Origin of the sequence: Streptomyces sp. sk2.1, assembly GCF_008120935.1 — a bacterium.
Taxonomy (GTDB): Bacteria; Actinomycetota; Actinomycetes; order Streptomycetales; family Streptomycetaceae; genus Streptomyces.
In genome coordinates, this window is sequence record NZ_RDBO01000077.1 from 548,066 (window position 1) to 565,612 (window position 17,547).

Consider the following 17,547-nt stretch of genomic DNA (forward strand, 5'->3'; position numbering starts at 1 on the left):
CATCCCTGATTTGAGGAGGCACCCGACCCATGTCCGAAACTCCCCCGTTCGAAGGCCGGCCTGCGGCCCCGGCGGCTCCCGGACAGCCCATCAACGGCAGCGGTCCGGGCGTGTGGGACCCGGAGTTCTTCCAGAACCCGTACCCCACCTACGCCTGGCTCCGGGAGAACGACCCGGTCCGCGGCATCACCTGGCCCGGCCCGCCCGGCCACGCCTGGCTCGTCACCCGCTACGAGGACGTCCACGCGGGGCAGGCCGACTCCCGGCTGCGCCACGACCTGACCGCCTTCATGGCCGAGCTCGGCATACCCGAGCCGCCCGCCATCGGCGGCGACGTGGCGCGGCTGCTCGGCCGCAACCTGACGCTGCTGGACGCGCCGGACCACCCGCGACTGCGCGCGGTGCTGTCGCGGTTCTTCACCAAGCGGCGCATCGAGGGCATGCGGCCCCGCATCGAGGTCCTCACCGACGGGCTGCTGGACGACCTCGCCGAGCGGGCCGGCGACGGCCCCGTCGACCTGGTCCAGGACTTCGCCTGGAAGCTCCCGCTCACCGTCGTGTGCGAGCTGCTGGGCGTCCCGGCCGAGGACCACGAGCTGTTCGGCTACGGCACCGACGCCTCCCGCGACCGGGGCGCCACCGGCGAGTACGCGGCCGGGGCCGTCGTGGCCGTCGAGCGGCTGCGCGCCCTCATCGGCGAGAAGCGCGCCAACCCCGCCGACGACGCGTTCACCTCGTTCGTCCGGGCCCTGGACGCGGGGGAGTTCCTCGACGAGGACGAGGTGATCGCCCAGGCCATGCTGTTCGTGGTCGCCGGTCACGAGACCACCGTCGACCTGCTCGGCAACGGCATCCACGCCCTGCTGAGCAACCCCGACCAGCTCAAGCAGCTCACCGCCGACCCGTCGCTGGTGACGAACACGGTCGAGGAGGTGCTGCGCTACTACCCGCCGACCGACATCGTCACGCCGCAGTACACCGCGGAGCCCATCGCCTTCGGCGACGTCGAGGTGGACCGCCACCAGATCGTCATCCTGTCCCGGGCCTCCGCCAACCGCGACCCGGAGCGCTACCCCGACCCGGAGCGCTTCGACATCACCCGCAACACCGCCGGCCACCTGGGCTTCGGGCACGGTCCGCACTACTGCGTCGGCGGCATGACCGCCCGCATCGAGGGCCAGACGGTCTTCAACCGGATCTTCGACCGCTTCCCCGACCTGCGGCACGCCGGGGACCCCGAGCAGGTCCGCTGGAAGTCCAACCCGGTCGCCCGCGGTCTGGTCTCGCTTCCCGTGGAGCTGGGCACGCCCCGCCGGCCGGGGAAGACCGCATGACCGGGCCCGCCGCCGGACCGGGGGACCTCACCCCCGACGAGCTCCACCGGCTGCTCGTCGAATGGAACGACACCGACCACAAGGTGGTCGAGGCCACGCTCACCGAGCTCTTCGAGGCGCAGGCCGTCCGGACCCCGGACGCGCCCGCGGTCGCGCACGGCTCCACCGAGCTCCGTTACGCGGAGCTCGGTGAGCGGGCCAACCGGCTGGCCCGGCTGCTCGTCGGGCGCGGGGCGGGGCCCGAGCGGTTCGTCGCCGTCGCCCTGCCGAAGTCCGTCGACCTCGTCGTCGCCCTGCTGGCCGTGGTCAAGGCCGGTGCCGCCTACCTGCCGCTGGACCCCGGCCACCCCGCCGAGCGGATCGCCGGCATGCTCGCCGACGTGGCCCCCGTGGCGCTCCTCACCGACGCCACGACCCTCGGCGCGCTGCCGGAGACCGCCGCCGCGCGCGTCGTCCTGGACGACCCCGCGACCGCGGCGGAGCTGGCCGGGCACGCGACGGGAGACCTCACCGACGCCGAGCGGATCGCGCCGCTGCGCCCCGCCAACCCGGTCTTCGTCATCCACACCTCCGGATCGACCGGCCGCCCCAAGGGCGTCGTCGTCGAGCACCGCTCGCTCAACGTCTACCTGGCCTGGGCCAGGCAGGCGTACGGCGCGGTCACCGGACGGGCCCTGGTGCACTCGCCCGTCGCCTTCGACCTGACGGCCACCGGGCTGTACGCGCCGCTCACCGCGGGCGGCTGCGCGCACCTGGTCGAACTGCACGAGGGCACGGCACCGGACGCCGCCGAGCTGCCCGAGGCCACCTTCGTCAAGGCCACCCCGACCCACCTCGCCCTGCTCGCGGCCCTGCCCGACGCCTACTCGCCCACCGGGCAACTGGTGCTGGGCGGCGAGGCCCTGCTCGGCGAGGCGCTGGACGAGTGGCGCGCCCGCAGGCCCGACGCCACGGTCGTCAACGAGTACGGGCCGACCGAGACCACCATCGGCTGCATGGAGTACCGCATCGAGCCGGGCGACGCCGTCCCGGCCGGTGTGGTCACCATTGGCCGCCCCATCTGGAACACCCGGCTCTACGTGCTCGACGAGCGGCTCGCCCCCGTGCCCACCGGCACGGTGGGGGAGCTCTACATCGGCGGCGAGCTGCTGGCCCGCGGCTACCACGCCCGGCCCGCCCTCACCGCGGGACGGTTCGTGGCGAGCCCGTTCGCCCCCGGCGCGCGCATGTACCGCACCGGGGACCTGGTGCGGCGCCGGGACGACGGACAGCTGGACTTCATCGCGCGGACCGACGACCAGGTCAAGGTCCGCGGCTTCCGGATCGAGCTCGGCGAGGTCGAGGCCGCGCTCACCGGCCTGCCCGGCATCGCCGCGGCCGCGGTCTCCGTGCACGAGGAACGCCCGGGCACCAAGCGGTTGGTGGCCCATGTGGTGCCCGCCGAGGGCACGGACGCGCCGGTGGACGCCGAGGCGCTGCGCACGGCCCTGGCCGCCCGGCTGCCCGAGTACATGGTGCCCACCGCCTTCGTCGGGCTGGCGGCGCTGCCGCTCACCCCGAACGGCAAGCTCGACCGCAAGGCGCTGCCCGCGCCCGGCGCCGCCGCCCCGGTGGGCGGCCGTGCGGCGCGAGGGGAGCACGAGCGGCGGCTGTGCGAACTGTTCGCCGAGGTGCTCGGCGAGCCGGAGATCGGCGCCGACACCAGCTTCTTCGCCGCGGGCGGGGACAGCGTCGGGGCGTTCACCCTGGTCAAGAAGGCCCGCCTGGCCGGGATCGGCTTCGGCACCAAGGACGTCTTCACCTCGCCCACCCCCGCGGCCCTGGCCGCGCTCGCCGTACCGGTGCCCACCGGTGACGGGGAGGGCCGGACCTCGGCCGCCACCGGCCGCGCCGACCTCGCCGGGCTCGCCGACGGGCTGCCGGACGGGACCGAGGCGCTGGCCGTCTCGCCGCTGCAGGACGCCATGATCCGCCGGGCCGCCGCGGGCACGGGCCCCGGCCCGTACACCGACCAGTTCAGTTTCCCGCTCTCCGGGGCGTTCGACCCCGAGGTGATGCGCCGGACGCTGGCCGTGCTGCTGCGCCGCCACCCCGCGCTGCGCGCCGCCTTCCGCACCGGCCCGGACGGCAACCCCGTCCAGCTCGTCGCGGGCGCGGCCGAACCGGTCCTCCACGAGGTCGACCTCTCCGGCACGGAGGGGGAGGAGCAGCGGCGGGAGCTGGAGCGGCTGCTGCGACAGGACCAGGACACGCCCTTCGACCTGGCCGAGCCGCCGCTGGTGCGGTGCACCGCGGTCGAACTGGCCCCGGACAGCTGGCGGTTCGTGCTGAGCCTGGCCCCGCTGCTGCTGGACGGCTGGTCGCTGCCCCTGGTCATGGGCGAGCTGTGGATGACCTACATGATGGGCGGCGACGAGGCGATGCTGCCGCCCGTCCCGCAGGACCCCCCGCAGCGCGAGTACGCGGGCTGGCTGGCCGGCCGGGACACCGCCGCGACGGAGGACGCCTGGCGCGTCGTCCTGGAGGGGCTGCCCGCCCCGGCGCCGCTGGTCCCCGCCGCACCGGACACGGGCCGGGTCACCGTCGTGGAGACCACGTCCCTGCTGCCCGAGGACGTCACCACCGCGCTGGTCGCCCGCGCCCGCGCCCACGACCTGACCCTCAACACCCTCGTGACGGGCGCCTGGGCACTGCTCCTGGGCCGGCTCACCGGCCGCGAGGAACAGGTCTTCGGCGTGACCGTGGCGGGCCGCCCCGCCGAGCTGCCGGGCATCGACCAGGCGGCCGGGATGTTCATGAACAACCTGCCGGTACGGCTCGGCTGGCACGGCGGCGAGCAGGTCCTCGACGTGCTCACCCGGCTCCAGCGCGGCCAGGCCGGTCTGATGGCGCACCAGCACATCAGCCTCGCCAGGCTCATGGACATCGCGGGGACGGACGCGCTGTTCGACACCCTCGTGGTGTTCGAGAGCCAGCCGACCACCACGACCCCGCCGCCCCCGCCGATGCCGGCAGGCGCACCGATGCCCGGTGGTCCCGGCGCTCCCGAGGGGATGCCGCCGATGCCCGGTGGTCCCGCGGGGCCCGGCATGCCGCCGATGCCCGAGGGCGCGCCCGGTGCGGACCTGCCCGCCGGTCCGCCGGTGCCCATGGGACCCGGTGCTCCGGGTGGTCCCGGCGCTCCGGAGGGGATGCCGCCGATGCCCGGTGGTCCCGCGGGGCCCGGCATGCCGCCGATGCCCGAGGGCGCGCCCGGTGCGGACCTGCCCGCCGGCCCGCCGATGCCCATGGGCCCGCCGATGCCCGGCGCCCCCGGCATGCCGCCGCACCTGGTGCAGATCCTCGGCATGGAGGCGCACGACGCCGCCCGGGTCCCGCTCCGCTTCGCGGTGGCGCCCGGACCGGAGCTGGGCATCCTCGCCCAGTACTGGAGCGAGGCGTTCGAGCCGGGCCGGATGGACCGCGTACAGGCCCAGTTCCTGGAGGTGCTCACCGCCTTCGCCGAGGGTCTCGAACGGTCCGTCGACGACACGATGACCACAGTGACCGGAGGCACCGGAAGATGATTCCTCCCCTGTGCGTACCCGAACTGTTCCAGCTGCGGGTGGCGGCCGATCCCGAGGCCGCCGCCGTGGTGGGGGAGGACGGCGTCCTCTCGTACGCGGAGCTGAACACCCGCGCCAACCGGCTGGCCCGGCTGCTGATCTCCCGCGGCGCCGGACCGGAGAGCTTCGTCGCCGTCGCCGTGCCGCGCGGCACCGACCTGATCGTCGCGCTGCTCGCCGTGGTCAAGGCGGGCGCCGCCTATCTGCCGGTGGACCCGAACTACCCCGCCGACCGGATCGCGTACATGCTCGACGACGCGCGGCCCGCCCTGGTCGTCACCTCGGCGGCCGTCGCCGGACGGCTGCCGGTACAGGACCCGCTGGTGCTGGACGACCCGGAGACCTCGGCGGCCCTCGCCGGGCAGACCGCCGACGACCCGACGAACGAGGACCGGCTCGGGCCGCTCCACCTGCCCTGCCCGGCCTACCTCATCTACACCTCGGGCTCCACCGGCCGCCCCAAGGGCGTCGTCGTCACCCACATGGGAGTGGCGAGCCTGCTGACCGCCCAGATCGACGCGTTCGACCTCGGGCCGGGCAGCCGGGTGCTCCAGTTCGCCTCGCCCAGCTTCGACGCGGCCTTCTGGGAGCTGTGCATGGCGCTGCTGTCCGGCGCCGCGCTCGTGGTGGCCCCGGAGGAGCGCCTCGCCCCCGGCGAACCGCTCGCCGAGCTGCTCACCGAACGGCGGGTCACCCACGCGACCCTGCCGCCCGCGGTGCTCGCCGCGACCTCGCCCGACACCCGGGCCCTGGCGGGCGGCTGCCTGATCACGGCGGGCGAGGCGTGCTCCGGCTCGCTGGTGGCCCGCTGGGCGCCGGGCCGGCGGATGTTCAACGCCTACGGCCCCACCGAGTCCACGGTGTGCGCCACGATGACCCGGCCGTACTACCGCACCGACCTCGGCAACCCGCCGCTGGGCTCCGCGATCGTCAACACCGAACTGCTCGTGCTGGACGCGGAGTTGCAGCCCGTCCCGGCGGGCGGCACCGGTGAGCTGCACCTCGCGGGCCCCTCGCTGGCCCGCGGCTACCTGGGCCGCCCCGGGCTCACCGCCGAACGCTTCGTCGCCCACCCGTCCGGCCGCCCCGGCGAACGGATGTACCGCACCGGGGACCTGGTGCGCCGCGGGCACGACGGCACGCTGGAGTTCCTCGGCCGCGCCGACCACCAGGTCAAGGTCCGCGGCTTCCGGATCGAGCTCGGCGAGATCGAGGCGGTGCTCACGGCCCACCCGTCCGTCGCCCACGGCGTGGTCGCGGCGCGCGAGGACCGGCCCGGGGTGCGGCGGCTGGTCGGCTACGTGGTGCCCGCGCAGGGCAGCACGGACTCCGCGGAGCTGCGCAGGCACCTGTCGGCCGGGCTCCCCGCCCACATGGTGCCGACCGTCTTCGTCGAACTCGACTCCGTACCGCTGACGCCGAACGGCAAGGTGGACCGGGCGGCGCTGCCCGCCCCGGACCTCGCCGCCGCCGCCGCGGAGGGAATCCTGCCCCGCACCCCCGCCGAGGAGCAGCTGTGCGGCCTCTTCGCCGAGGTGCTCGCACTGCCCGAGGTCCGCGCCGACAGCAACTTCTTCGCGCTGGGCGGGGACAGCATCTCCGCCTTCACCCTGGTCCAGCAGGCCCGGACCGCGGGACTGGCGCTGACCGTCCAGGACGTGTTCCGGTACGGCAGCCCCGAACAGCTCGCCGCCCGCACCGAGTCGGCCGACCGCACCGCCCGCGAGGAGTTCGCGCCGCCCGCCGCCGACCTGGCGAAGGTCGCCGAGGGCTGGCCCGGCCACACCGCCGTCCTGCCGGTCACCCCCATGCAGCACTCGCTGCTGGCGAGCGCCCGCCGGGAGACCGGCACCGGCCGCGTCCTCCAGGACTGCTGGTACTTCTGGCTGGAGTTCGAGGGAGAACTCGACGCGGACACCATGAGGCTGGCCGCCGAGGCCCTGCTGCGCCGCTACCCGGAGACGACCGCCGCGTTCGCCCACGAAGGGCTGCGCCGCCCGCTCCAGGTGGTGCCCGGCGAGTTCGAACTGCCCTGGTCCGAACACGACTTGGGCGACCTGCCCGAGGACCAGCAGGACGGTGCGTTCGAGAAGCTCGCGGCGGCGGAGCAGGACCGCCCGTTCGACGTGGCACGGTCCCCGCTGGTGCGCTTCGCCCTCGTCCGGTTCGGGGAGCGGCGCCACCGGCTGCTCATCGGCTTCAGCCAGCTCCAGATGGACGGCTGGTCCTTCCCGGTCTTCCTGGACGACCTGTGGGTGCTCTACCAGCACCGGGGCGACGACTCCGCGATGCCCCCGGCGAAGACCGGAGGACCGTACACCGACTGGCTGACCGGACGGGACCGCGCGGCGGCCGAGGACGCCTGGCGCACCGCGCTGGAGGACCTGTCGGGCCCCACCCTGGTGCGGGAGAGCGACCCCGGCCACCACGAGGGCGCGCCGCACGTCCAGGACCTGGTCCTGCTGCCCGCCGACGTGACCCGGGCCCTGGGCGAACGCGCCCGGGAGCACGGCCTGACCCTCAACACCCTGGTCCTGGGCGCCTGGGGCATCGTGCTGGGCGGCCTGACCGGCCGGCAGGACACCGTCTTCGGCTACACCGTCTCGGGGCGCGCCCCCGAGGTGTCCGGCATCGAGCACGCGATCGGCAGCTACGCCAACCTGCTGCCGGTCCGGGTCCGCTGGAGCCCCGGGGCGCCGCTCACCGAGGTGCTCACCCGGCTCCAGGCCGAACAGGGCGCGCTCATCGCGCACCAGCACCTCAGCCTCACCGACATCGAACGGACGGTGGGCCTGCCGGAGCTGTTCGACGCCACCGTCGCCGCGCAGAACTACCCGGTCAACCGCCCGGCGTCCGAGGCGCTGGGGGCGGCCGCGCTGCCGCCGGAGGGCGCGGCCCGGATCGTCGGCGTGCACACCCACGAAGTCACCCCGCACACCCTGCGGCTGTCCTTCCGCGCCGACGAACAGCTCTTCCTCGCCCTGGAGTACCGGGGCGGCCGGGACGTCCTGGCCCGGATAGCCGGACAGGTGCGGGATCTGCTCACGGCAGCCGCGGCGGACCCCGGCAGGAGCGTGGAGGAACTGCTCGCGAGCGGCTCCTCCGAAGGACGGAACCCATGAGCCAATCGCGTACCGAAAGGTCGATCCGATGAGTAGTGCTGACATGCTGATGGACACCCGGCTGCTGGTCGGCCGGCAGATGCGGCATCTCAAGCGCGGTCCGGAGCGGGTCGTCCCCGTCATCATCACCCCGCTGATCCTGGTCCTGCTCAACGGGCTGCTGATCGGCAGCGCGATCGTGGTGCCCGGGGACGGCAGCTACAAGGACTTCATGATGGCCGGGGTCTTCGCCCAGGTCGCCATGCTGGGCATGTCCAACGCCCAGAACGGCCTCAAGGAGGACCTGCGCAACGGCCTGGTCGACCGCTTCCAGTCGCTGCCGATCGCCCGGTCCGCCGCCGTCGTCGCCCGGTCCGTGGCCGAGCTGCTGATGATGTTCGTCGGCTGGCTGGTGATCGCCGGGGTCGGCCTGCTGATCGGCTGGCGGATGCACGAGGGCTTCCTGCGGGGCATGGCCGGCATCGGCCTGATGCTGCTGTTCGGCTACCTGTTCATCTGGCTCGGCATCCTGGGCACGGTCTCCGGCCGCAACCCTCAGTCCTCCGGCATCGGTTCGATGATCGTCATGCCGATGCTGTTCCTGTCGCCGGCCTTCTTCCCGATCGACAACCTGCCCGGCTGGCTGCAGACGGTCTGCGAGTGGAACCCGTTCAGCTCGGTGGTCGTGGCCTGCCGTGAGCTGTGGGGCAACCCGAACCCGGTCGTGACCGGCGCCTTCCCGGTCGAGCACCCGGTCCTCGTGGCGACCCTCCTGCCGATCGCGCTGCTGATCCCGGTCATCCCGCTGGCCGTCCGCCGCTACCACTCCGTGGTCGGGCGGTGAACCTGACATGAGGGTGTCCTCCCCGGTCGGCCGCTGGTCGGCGGCCACACTGGCCTCGCTGCTGGGCGCGCAGATCTTCCACGTCGTGCTGGCCTGGTCAGTGCTGCGGGTGTCCGGCCCGATGTCCGCCGCGGTGGTGCTGGCCCTGGGAACGCTGCCGCGCATCGCGATGATGACCGGCCTGACCGCCGGTTTGGCGGCCCGCTTCGCCCCGCTGCGGCTGGCCCCGGGCGGTGAACTCGTCCGGGCCGTACTGGCCCTGGGAGCCGCCGCGGTGCTGGCCGCCGGCACCCTGGACTTCACGGCGCTGCTCGTGGCGAGCGTGGCCTTCGGCCTCGTCGAGGCCGTCACCGAACCGGGGACCGGCGGCCTGCCCGCCCTCGTGGCGGGCCCCGCCGACCAGCAGCGGATGCAGACGCTGCGGACCACGCTGTTCCGCGCGACCGTCGTCCTCGGCGGGCCCCTCGCGGGCCTGAGCGCGCTCCTCGGACTGTCCACCGCACTGATCGTCAACGCCGCGGTGTTCGTGGTCTCCGCGGCCGTGTTCGCCCTGCTGCGACCGCTGCCCGCCGACCCCTCCGCACCGGCCGGCGCCATGCCGGGCCCCGGCGGCATGCCCGGCATGGCCGGCCCGCCCGGACCGGACTCCCCGAAGCTCGGCGAGGCCCTCGCCCTGCCCGGCGTGCGGGCGGCGCTGATCTGCACGGTCCTCATCGAACTGGGCTGCCCCGGCGCCTTCAACGTCGGCACCCTGCTGCTGGCCGACCACCGCGACTGGGGCGTGACCGGGTTCGGCGTGCTCGTCGGGGCCGTCGGCCTCGGCACGGTGGTCGCCGCGCTCGCCCCGTCGTTCGCCCGGCGGCTGCGGGGCAGCGGCATGGGCCTGATCCTGGCCTGCCTGCTCACCGCCGCGGCCATGGCCGGCGTGTCCCGGGCACCGAACCTGCCGGTCGCGGCCGTGCTCACCGCCGTGATGGCGCTGACCGCGGCGGCCGCCTCGGCGGCCACCCTGGGCGTCCTGTTCAGCGGCCCCCGGCCGGAGGCCATGGGCATGGTGATGGGCACCGTGATGGCGGCCGGCGCGCTCGCCGCACCGCTGTCCTACCTGGCCGTCGGCGCCGTCGCCCGCGGCTGGGGCCCGGCCCCGGCCCTCCTCGGCTGCGCCGGCGCGCTGACGGCCGCCGCCCTGGTCGGCCTGGCCGACCGCTCCCTGCGCACCGCCACCGCGCCGGAGATGCCCGCCGGCCCCCCGGCGGGGCCGCCGCCGGCCGGCCCGGAGAACCCGGACGGAGCCGCCCCGGCGGACCCGGCCGCCGCGACCGCCCCGACGGGCGAGGCCCCCGCGGCCGACCCGTCCCTTCCCGACGACACGGGCCACCTGTCCGCGAAAGGAGCGTGACCCCGACGTGTCCGAAACGAACCCCGCGACGAACCCCGGCCCGGCCCCCGAGCCGCCCGTCGCCGGCCGGCGCGCACCGCACCCCGACATGCCCACCGACATGCCCGACGAGCAGTCCCTCGTCTACGGGGAGGCCATGCTGGTCGACCCGCACGCCGTCTTCGCCCGGATGCGGGAGGAGAGCCCGCTGCACCAGGACGTGATCCAGGGCGGCGGCAAGGTGTACGTCCCCACCCGCTACGAGGACGTACGGGCGCTGCTCGCCGAACCCCGGCTGCTGCGCAGCTTCGCCGTCGAGGACCCGGACGCGTTCCAGGGCCACATCGGCAACAGCGACCCGCCCCGGCACACCCGGCTGCGCAAGCTGACCGGCAAGGCCCTCACCCCCAAGCGGGTCGAGCGGCTGCGCCCCGCCGTGGAACGGCTGGCCGACGAACTGCTCGACGGCCTGGCGGGCCGCGAACAGGCCGACCTCGTACAGGAGTTCACCCACCCGCTCGCCGAGCTGGCCGGTGCCGAACTCCTGGGCATCGACCCCGAGGACGCAGAGGAGTTCCGCACCTACTGGGACGACATGGCGGCCTTCCCCGACAGCACCGGTTTCCCCGAGTTCCAGGCGGCGACCGAGAGCCTGGGGAAGCTGTTCGCGCGGATCGTCGAGGCGCGCCGCGCCACCCCGACGGACGACCTGGTCTCGGCACTGGTGCACGCCCGCGTCGGCGAGGACCGGCTCAGCGACGCCGAACTCGTGCAGACCGGCATCTTCCTGGTGATCGCGTCCAACAAGACCGTCTCCGCCATGCTGGGCAACGCGGTGCTCGCCCTGCTGGACCACCCCACCCAGCTGGAACTCCTGCGCTCCCGGCCCGACCTGCTGCGCGGCGCCATCGAGGAGTGCCTGCGCTACGAGGCCCCGGTGTCCCTCACCAACCCGCTGCGCGCGGGCGAGGCGGTGTGCACCCGGGGACTGGACCTGGCCCCCGGCGACCTGGTGCAGCCCGCGCTCACCGCGGCCAACCGCGACCCGCGCCGCTTCCCCGACCCCGAGCGCCTCGACATCACGCGCCCGGTCGGCGGCCACGTCTCCTTCGGGCACGGCATCCACATGTGCCTGGGGGCCCAACTGTCCCGGATGACCGGCGAAGTGGCCCTCGGGCGCCTCGTGCGGCGCTTCCCGGAACTCCGGCTCGCCCACGGCGACCACGACCGGGACGTCCGCTGGTCCCGGGAACACATCATGCGGCGGCTCACCTCGCTGCACGTCGGCCTGGGCGCGCCCGCGCCGGCCGGTGGCACCACTCCAACCGAGACCTCCGACGGGAGCTGAAGCGACGTGAACGCCGCCATCGAGGCGCACGGACTGCGCAAGCGTTACAAGGGCCACCAGGCCCTGGACGGTGTGGACCTGACGGTCGAGTCCGGCACCGTCTTCGGGCTGCTCGGCCCCAACGGCGCCGGCAAGACCACCACGGTACGCATCCTCACCACCCTGCTGCGCCCCGACGAGGGCCGGGCGAGCGTGGCCGGGTACGACGTGGTGCGCCAGGCCAACGACGTACGCGCGCGGATCGGCCTGACCGGCCAGTACGCCGCGGTCGACGAGCGGCTCACCGCCCGCGAGAACCTCATCCTCGTCGGCCGGCTCTACCGGCTCGGCAAGCGCGTGACGGCCGAGCGGACGGAGGCCCTGCTGGAGCGGTTCGAACTCACCGAGGCCGCCAACCGGCCGCTGCGCACCTACTCCGGCGGCATGCGGCGCCGCCTCGACCTCGCCGCGAGCCTGATCGGCCGGCCGCCGCTGCTCTTCCTCGACGAGCCGACCACCGGCCTCGACCCCAGCAGCCGGCTGGCCCTGTGGGACATGATCCGCGAACAGGTCGCCGCCGGGGTGACGATCCTGCTCACCACCCAGTACCTCGACGAGGCCGACCAGCTCGCCGGCCGCATCGCGGTCCTCGACGAGGGCAAGGTCATCGCCGACGGCACCCCCGACCAGCTCAAGCGCAAGGTCGGCGGCGAATGGCTGGAGGTGACCGTCAACACCCCCGCCGAGGCCCACGACGCGGTGCGCGCGCTCTCCTCGGCCATCGCCGGGGAACCGACCGTCAGCGAGGACGGCCTGAAGGTCTCCGCGCCGGTCGCCGACGGCATGCGCTCCATCGCCGCCATCGCGGAACGGCTGGACTCCGCGGGCGTCGAGGTCGTCGACTTCGCGCTGCGCCGCCCGTCCCTCGACGACGTGTTCCTCACCCTGATCGGCAAGACGGCTGCGGTGCGCGAACCGCAGCCCGCGTGAGCGGGAGAACGACATGGCACTGGACATCGAGAAGCAGAAGAAGGACGAGAGCGGGGCACGGTCCGCGGAGAGCCTGATCGACCAGGACTTCGTGCGCAACCCGCACGCCGCCTACGCGTGGATGCGGGAGGAGGGCCCGGTCAAGCTCCGGCAGCAGAGCGGCTCGGTGCTGTGGATGATCACCCGGTACGAGGACGCCCGCGCCGCGCTCGCCGACCCGAAGCTGCACAAGGACCCGCGCCGCTTCCCCAACCCCGCGGGCGGTACCGGGATGGGGCCCGAGGAGCCCGGCATGGAGCTCTTGTCGCGGCACATGCTCAACAGCGACCCGCCGGACCACACCCGGCTGCGGAAGCTGACGACCAAGGCGTTCACCGCCCGCCCGACGGAGATGTTCCGCCCCCGGATCGAACAGCTCGCCGCGGGCCTGCTGGACGGCTTCGCGCCGGGCCAGAAGATCGACGTCGTGGACGACTACGCGATGCCGCTGTCCACCCGGGTGATCTGCGAACTCATCGGCATCCCGGCCGCGGACGGCGAGGTCTTCCGCGACTGGTACACCACGATGACCGGGGTGCACGCCCCCGAACAGGTCACCGAGGCCCGGCAGTCGCTGATCAGCTACCTGAGCGCGCTGATCGCCGACAAGCGGTCCCACCCCGCCGACGACCTCATCAGCAACCTGCTCCAGGCCCGCGACGCCGACGACCTGCTGACCGAGACAGAGGTCATGTCGATGGTGTTCCTGCTGCTGGGGGCGGGCCACGAGACCGCGATCAGCTTCATGGGCACCGCGATGCTCTCCCTGCTGTCCGAACCGGACCAGTTGGCGGCGCTGCAGAACGACCTGTCGCTGCTGCCCGGCGCCGTCGAGGAACTGCTGCGCTTCGAGAGCCCGATCAACATCGCGACGTTCCGCTACGCGGCCGAACCCGTGGAGATCGGCGGGGTGACCATCCCGGCGGGCGACTCGGTCTTCGTCTCGATCGGCGCGCTCAACCGCGACCCCTCCCGGTTCGAGGAGCCCGACCGGCTGCAGATCACCCGCCCGGCCACCGGCCACCTGGCCTTCGGCCACGGCCTGCACCACTGCCTGGGCGCACCGCTCGCCCGGGTCGAGGGCGCGGTCGCCATCGGCCAGCTGATCACCAGGTTCCCGAAGCTGTCGCTCGCCGTCGACCGCGACGAGCTCCAGTGGCGGTTCAGCCTGATGCTGCGGTGCCTGGAGTCCCTTCCGGTGGTGCTGTGACCGGACGGTTCGGGGCGTCCGTCTCGCGGCGGCCGGCAACGTCGCCGGCCGCCGACGACACGACGTACCACCGGCTGATGTCGATGCTCGCACGGTCCTCGGCCACCTACCGGATCATCGACCACGCACCCGAGGGCCGTACCGACCTGGCCAGTGAACTGCGCGGTCACCGGCTGGAGAAGGCCGCCAAGTGCATGGTGGTCAACGTGCGCAGAAAGCAGGACGGGGACCACCACGTCCTCGTCGTGGTCCCCGGCCACCGCCGGGTCGACCTGCGCAGCGTCAGGAAGCTGTTCGGTGGCAACGACGCCACCCTGGGCGACCGGGACGAGGCCGAACGCCTCACCGGCTGCCGCACCGGCTCCGTCATCCCGTTCTCCTTCGACGAGGCACTGCCGCTGGTGGTCGACGCCGGCCTCCTCGTCCACGACGAGATCTTCTTCAACGCCGCCCGGCTCGACCGGTCGATCGCGCTGCGGACCGCGGACTACGTCTCGCTGGCCGACCCGCGCGTGGCCGACGTCGCCAAGTAGCGGACGGCCCGTGAACGGCCCGCCGCCCCGGCCCTCACCGGCCGGGGCGCACCAGCCGGTGCTCGTAGGCGAAGATCACCAGCTGCACCCGGTCGCGCATGCCGAGCTTCGACAGCAGCCGGCCGACATGCGTCTTCACCGTCCCCTCGGAGAGGAACAGCTCCTTGGCGACGGCCGCGTTGGAGGCGCCGCGGGCGATCAGCAGCAGCACCTCGCGCTCGCGCTCGGTGAGCGCCTCCAGCGGATCGGGGCCGGACGCCGGCGTCGGCAGGTCCGGAGCCACCTCGGCCAGCAGCCGCCGGGTGGTGGTCGGGGAGATCACCGCGTCGCCGCGGTGCACGGTGCGGATCGCGGACAGCAGGTCCTCGGCGGGCGCGTCCTTGACCAGGAAGCCGCTGGCCCCGGCCTGCAGCGCGGCGAAGGCGTGCTCGTCGACGTCGAACGTGGTCAGCACGATGACCTTCGGCGGGTCGGGCCTGCGCAGCAGCCGCCGGGTCGCCTCGACCCCGTCCATCCGGGGCATCCGCACGTCCATCAGCACGACGTCGGCGGCGGTCGCCTCCAGCAGCTCCAGGGCCTGCGCGCCGTCCCCGGCCTCGCCGACGACCGTCATGTCGTCCTGTGCCTCGACGACCATGACGAACCCGGCCCGCACCATCGCCTGGTCGTCGACGAAGAAGACCCGGATCGTCATGCCGTCTCCCGCCCCTCCCCGGCCGGCGGGGTCCGGAAGGGCAGCCGGGCGCTCACCAGGAAACCTCCTCCCGGCGCCGCACCCGTGGTGACGGAGCCGCCGGCGACGGCCATCCGCTCCCGCATCCCGACCAGCCCGTGACCCGCCCCGTCGCTGGGGCCGGGACCGTTCCCGTTGTCGCGCACCTCGATCTCCACCCTGTCGTCCGACCACTGGAACCGTATCCCGCAACGGGCACCGGCACCCGCGTGTTTCAGGGTGTTGGTCAGGGCTTCCTGCACCAGCCGGTACGCGGCCAGTTCGGCGGCCGGGGTGAGCGGGCCGGGCGTGCCGGTCTCGGCGAAGTCGACGGACAGCCCCGACTCCCGTACCCGGTCCAGCAGTTCGGGCAGCCGGGAGAGGTCGGGCTGCGGGCCGAAACCGTCGCTGCCGTCGCCGCTGCGCAGCACGCCCAGCAGCCCGCGCATGTCCGTGAGCGCCTGGCGCCCCGCCTCCTCGACGGTGCGCAGCACCTCCGCGGCGCGCTCCGGCCGGGCCCGCGCCGCGTACCGGCCGCCCTGCGCCTGGCTGACGATGACGGAGAGGGAGTGCGCGACGAGGTCGTGCATCTCCCGGGCGATCCTGGCGCGTTCGTCCAGCGCGGCCCGGTGGGCCCGCTCCTCGCGCTCGGCCTCCGCCCGGGCCGTACGGTGCTCCAGCTCGCCGACGTACGCCAGTTGGATGCGGCGGAACAGGCCGAGGCTGAAGGCCACCAGCACGATTGCCAGCAGGAAACCGGCCAGGAACGCCGGCGGCAGCTGCGTCTGCGAGGACAGGGCGGTCCGCAGCGCGACCGCGCCCGCCCCCACCACACCCACCACCAGCGCCGCCTGCGGGGCCCGCCGGCCGCCGTGCGCGCAGTACGCGAACAGCGACAGGGGGAAGGCGAGCAGCGAGGGCAACAGCGGGAAACCGCCGGGCAGTACGGCGGCCTGCACCGCGCAGGCCACACTCGTCACCACGAAGGACCGGGTGGGCGCGGAACGCCGCCACGCCCCCGCCGCGTGGCCGACGACCACCGCGGGGGCGAGCAGCGGAGCCCACACCCCCGGCAGCGCCAGCCACAGCAGCAGCAGCGTCCAGCCGCCGACCGGAACGGCGACGGCCAGGGTGAGCAGTACGTCCGACCGGGCGGGCCGGACCGGGGACATCACTCGCCGCACAGCCGGCACACGGCCCGGGTGCGGCGCTGGTACGTGCGGGTGGCACCGAGCAGCGCGAGCCCGAACAGGGCCCAGCCGCCGTACACCGCCAGGATCACCCAGGAGTTCGCGCTGCCGGAGTCGAAGGGCAGGTCCGGGCCGCCGAGCAGGTGGTTGACCGAGGCGAACACCGGGATCAGGCCCTGGAGCAGCAGGGCCGCCGACAGGCCCCAGCCGCAGGAGACCAGCAGCATGCGGGGCACCCTGCGACGGGCCAGGAACGGCACCCAGAACGGGTAGACGCGCCCCCACGAACTCACCAGGGCCAGGGACAGCACTCCGCCCCCGACCAGCAGCATGGTCTCCATGACCGGGAATCCCTCGGTGTATTGGTCGGGACGGCCGATGCCGCCCCCCGCCCACCAGTAATACTTCACGCCCGGGTAGACGAAGGCCAGTCCGAACGCCGTGTACCCGAGCCAGTCCGCCGGCCGGTCCCGCTCGCCGGGGCGCAGCCCGCACAGGTCGCAGCCCTCCCCGGTGCGGCGCTGGAAGGCGAGGGTGGAACGGGCCAGCAGCAGCGTCGCGGCGAAGGCCACGGCCCGGGTGAGGAAGCCCGGCCAGTCCACGGTCGCGAAGTCCCCGGCGGGAATCCCGGTGACCCAGAAGAACGAGCGGAACGCGTCGAAGATGATGCCGACGGCCGACCACAGCAGCAGCACGCAGGCGGTCCAGCCGACGAACAGCAGCACCGGCCGGGCACCCTTGCCGGGCCGCTGCGACGAGGCGGCGAGCGCCGCGACGACACCGGCCCCCGCACCCGCCCAGGCGGCCCACGACGGCACGATGCCCAGCGAGCTGATGTAGTCCGCCGCGCCCGGCAGATGGGGCTCCAGGGCCTTCGTTGCGAGCACCCCCGCGGTCGCCGCCAGCACCGGCCACAGCCGGGTGCGCCGGGGGGCGGCGGTGGGGGGAGCCGTCCTCTCGGTCAGTGGAATGACGCCCTCGGGCATCTCGGACTCCTCTCCCAGCGGTGCTGCGACCGGACTCTGCGGCGCATGCGGTCGTGAACCACCCTGGCAGCAGTGCCCCGGCCACCGCGTCTGCCTCAGGTCTTGCGCGGATGTGACCTGCGGATGATTACCCGCCCCCGGGGGGTGCCCCGTACGGTCGTTGCCGGTACCGGCAATCCGTCCGGTCACCGGCTTCCCCCTGGCTAGCGTGCGGATGCCAACCGCACGCGGCCCACGGCGTCCCCGGAGAGCCTCTCGGAGCCGGAAGCGGCCACCGTCCATCAGCGTCAAGGAGCCG

The 17,547-nt window shown here is 74.1% G+C and carries 12 protein-coding genes; 9 read left to right on the top strand and 3 right to left on the bottom strand.

Translation table 11 applies throughout. The features are described 5' to 3' along the window. Window positions 1-29: 29 nt before the first annotated feature. The 9 genes from EAO76_RS29770 (at window position 30) to EAO76_RS29810 (ending at window position 14,361) form a co-directional block, all read left to right on the top strand. Window positions 30-1,334, top strand: coding sequence for a cytochrome P450 (locus EAO76_RS29770; RefSeq protein WP_148838992.1), 1,305 nt, complete (start codon window positions 30-32; stop codon window positions 1,332-1,334). After that, entirely contained in the window at window positions 1,331-4,900 is a 3,570-nt protein-coding gene (locus EAO76_RS29775; RefSeq protein ID WP_148838993.1) for an amino acid adenylation domain-containing protein, read from the top strand. The genes EAO76_RS29770 and EAO76_RS29775 overlap by 4 nt, the downstream gene beginning before the upstream one ends. Then, window positions 4,897-8,061: a non-ribosomal peptide synthetase gene (locus EAO76_RS29780; RefSeq protein WP_148838994.1), complete on the top strand. Its 3,165-nt coding sequence runs from the start codon at window positions 4,897-4,899 to the stop codon at window positions 8,059-8,061. Before EAO76_RS29775 ends, EAO76_RS29780 begins: the two co-directional genes overlap by 4 nt. Before the next feature lie 28 nt (window positions 8,062-8,089). After that, on the top strand, window positions 8,090-8,884 hold the full coding sequence (locus tag EAO76_RS29785; RefSeq protein WP_148838995.1) for an ABC transporter permease: 795 nt from the start codon (window positions 8,090-8,092) through the stop codon (window positions 8,882-8,884). Window positions 8,885-8,891: 7 nt separating this feature from the next. Then, a complete protein-coding gene (locus EAO76_RS29790; RefSeq protein WP_148838996.1) occupies window positions 8,892-10,283 on the top strand; it encodes an MFS transporter in 1,392 nt (463 codons plus the stop codon). Window positions 10,284-10,290: 7 nt separating this feature from the next. Continuing rightward, on the top strand, window positions 10,291-11,610 hold the full coding sequence (locus EAO76_RS29795) for a cytochrome P450 (RefSeq protein ID WP_148838997.1): 1,320 nt from the start codon (window positions 10,291-10,293) through the stop codon (window positions 11,608-11,610). A gap of 6 nt (window positions 11,611-11,616) precedes the next feature. Next, window positions 11,617-12,579, top strand: coding sequence for an ATP-binding cassette domain-containing protein (locus tag EAO76_RS29800; protein ID WP_148838998.1), 963 nt, complete (start codon window positions 11,617-11,619; stop codon window positions 12,577-12,579). A 13-nt stretch (window positions 12,580-12,592) separates the two neighbouring features. Continuing rightward, window positions 12,593-13,828: a cytochrome P450 gene (locus EAO76_RS29805; protein WP_148838999.1), complete on the top strand. Its 1,236-nt coding sequence runs from the start codon at window positions 12,593-12,595 to the stop codon at window positions 13,826-13,828. A gap of 77 nt (window positions 13,829-13,905) precedes the next feature. Then, the gene (locus EAO76_RS29810) at window positions 13,906-14,361 is read left to right on the top strand and encodes a YbaK/EbsC family protein (protein ID WP_148839000.1); all 456 of its coding nucleotides are present in this window, start codon (window positions 13,906-13,908) and stop codon (window positions 14,359-14,361) included. A gap of 34 nt (window positions 14,362-14,395) precedes the next feature. Here EAO76_RS29810 and EAO76_RS29815 read toward each other — a convergent pair whose 3' ends face one another. The 3 genes from EAO76_RS29815 to EAO76_RS29825 are packed head-to-tail and all read right to left on the bottom strand — an operon-like array spanning window position 14,396 to window position 17,249. Further along, window positions 14,396-15,055 carry a response regulator transcription factor gene (locus tag EAO76_RS29815; protein WP_148839001.1) on the bottom strand — a complete coding sequence of 220 codons (660 nt, stop codon included), beginning with the start codon at window positions 15,053-15,055 and terminating at the stop codon, window positions 14,396-14,398. After that, on the bottom strand, window positions 15,052-16,245 hold the full coding sequence (locus tag EAO76_RS29820; protein ID WP_148839002.1) for a sensor histidine kinase: 1,194 nt from the start codon (window positions 16,243-16,245) through the stop codon (window positions 15,052-15,054). The genes EAO76_RS29815 and EAO76_RS29820 overlap by 4 nt, the downstream gene beginning before the upstream one ends. Then, entirely contained in the window at window positions 16,245-17,249 is a 1,005-nt protein-coding gene (locus tag EAO76_RS29825; RefSeq protein WP_148839003.1) for a hypothetical protein, read from the bottom strand. The genes EAO76_RS29820 and EAO76_RS29825 overlap by 1 nt, the downstream gene beginning before the upstream one ends. Between the last annotated feature and the right edge of the window lie 298 nt (window positions 17,250-17,547).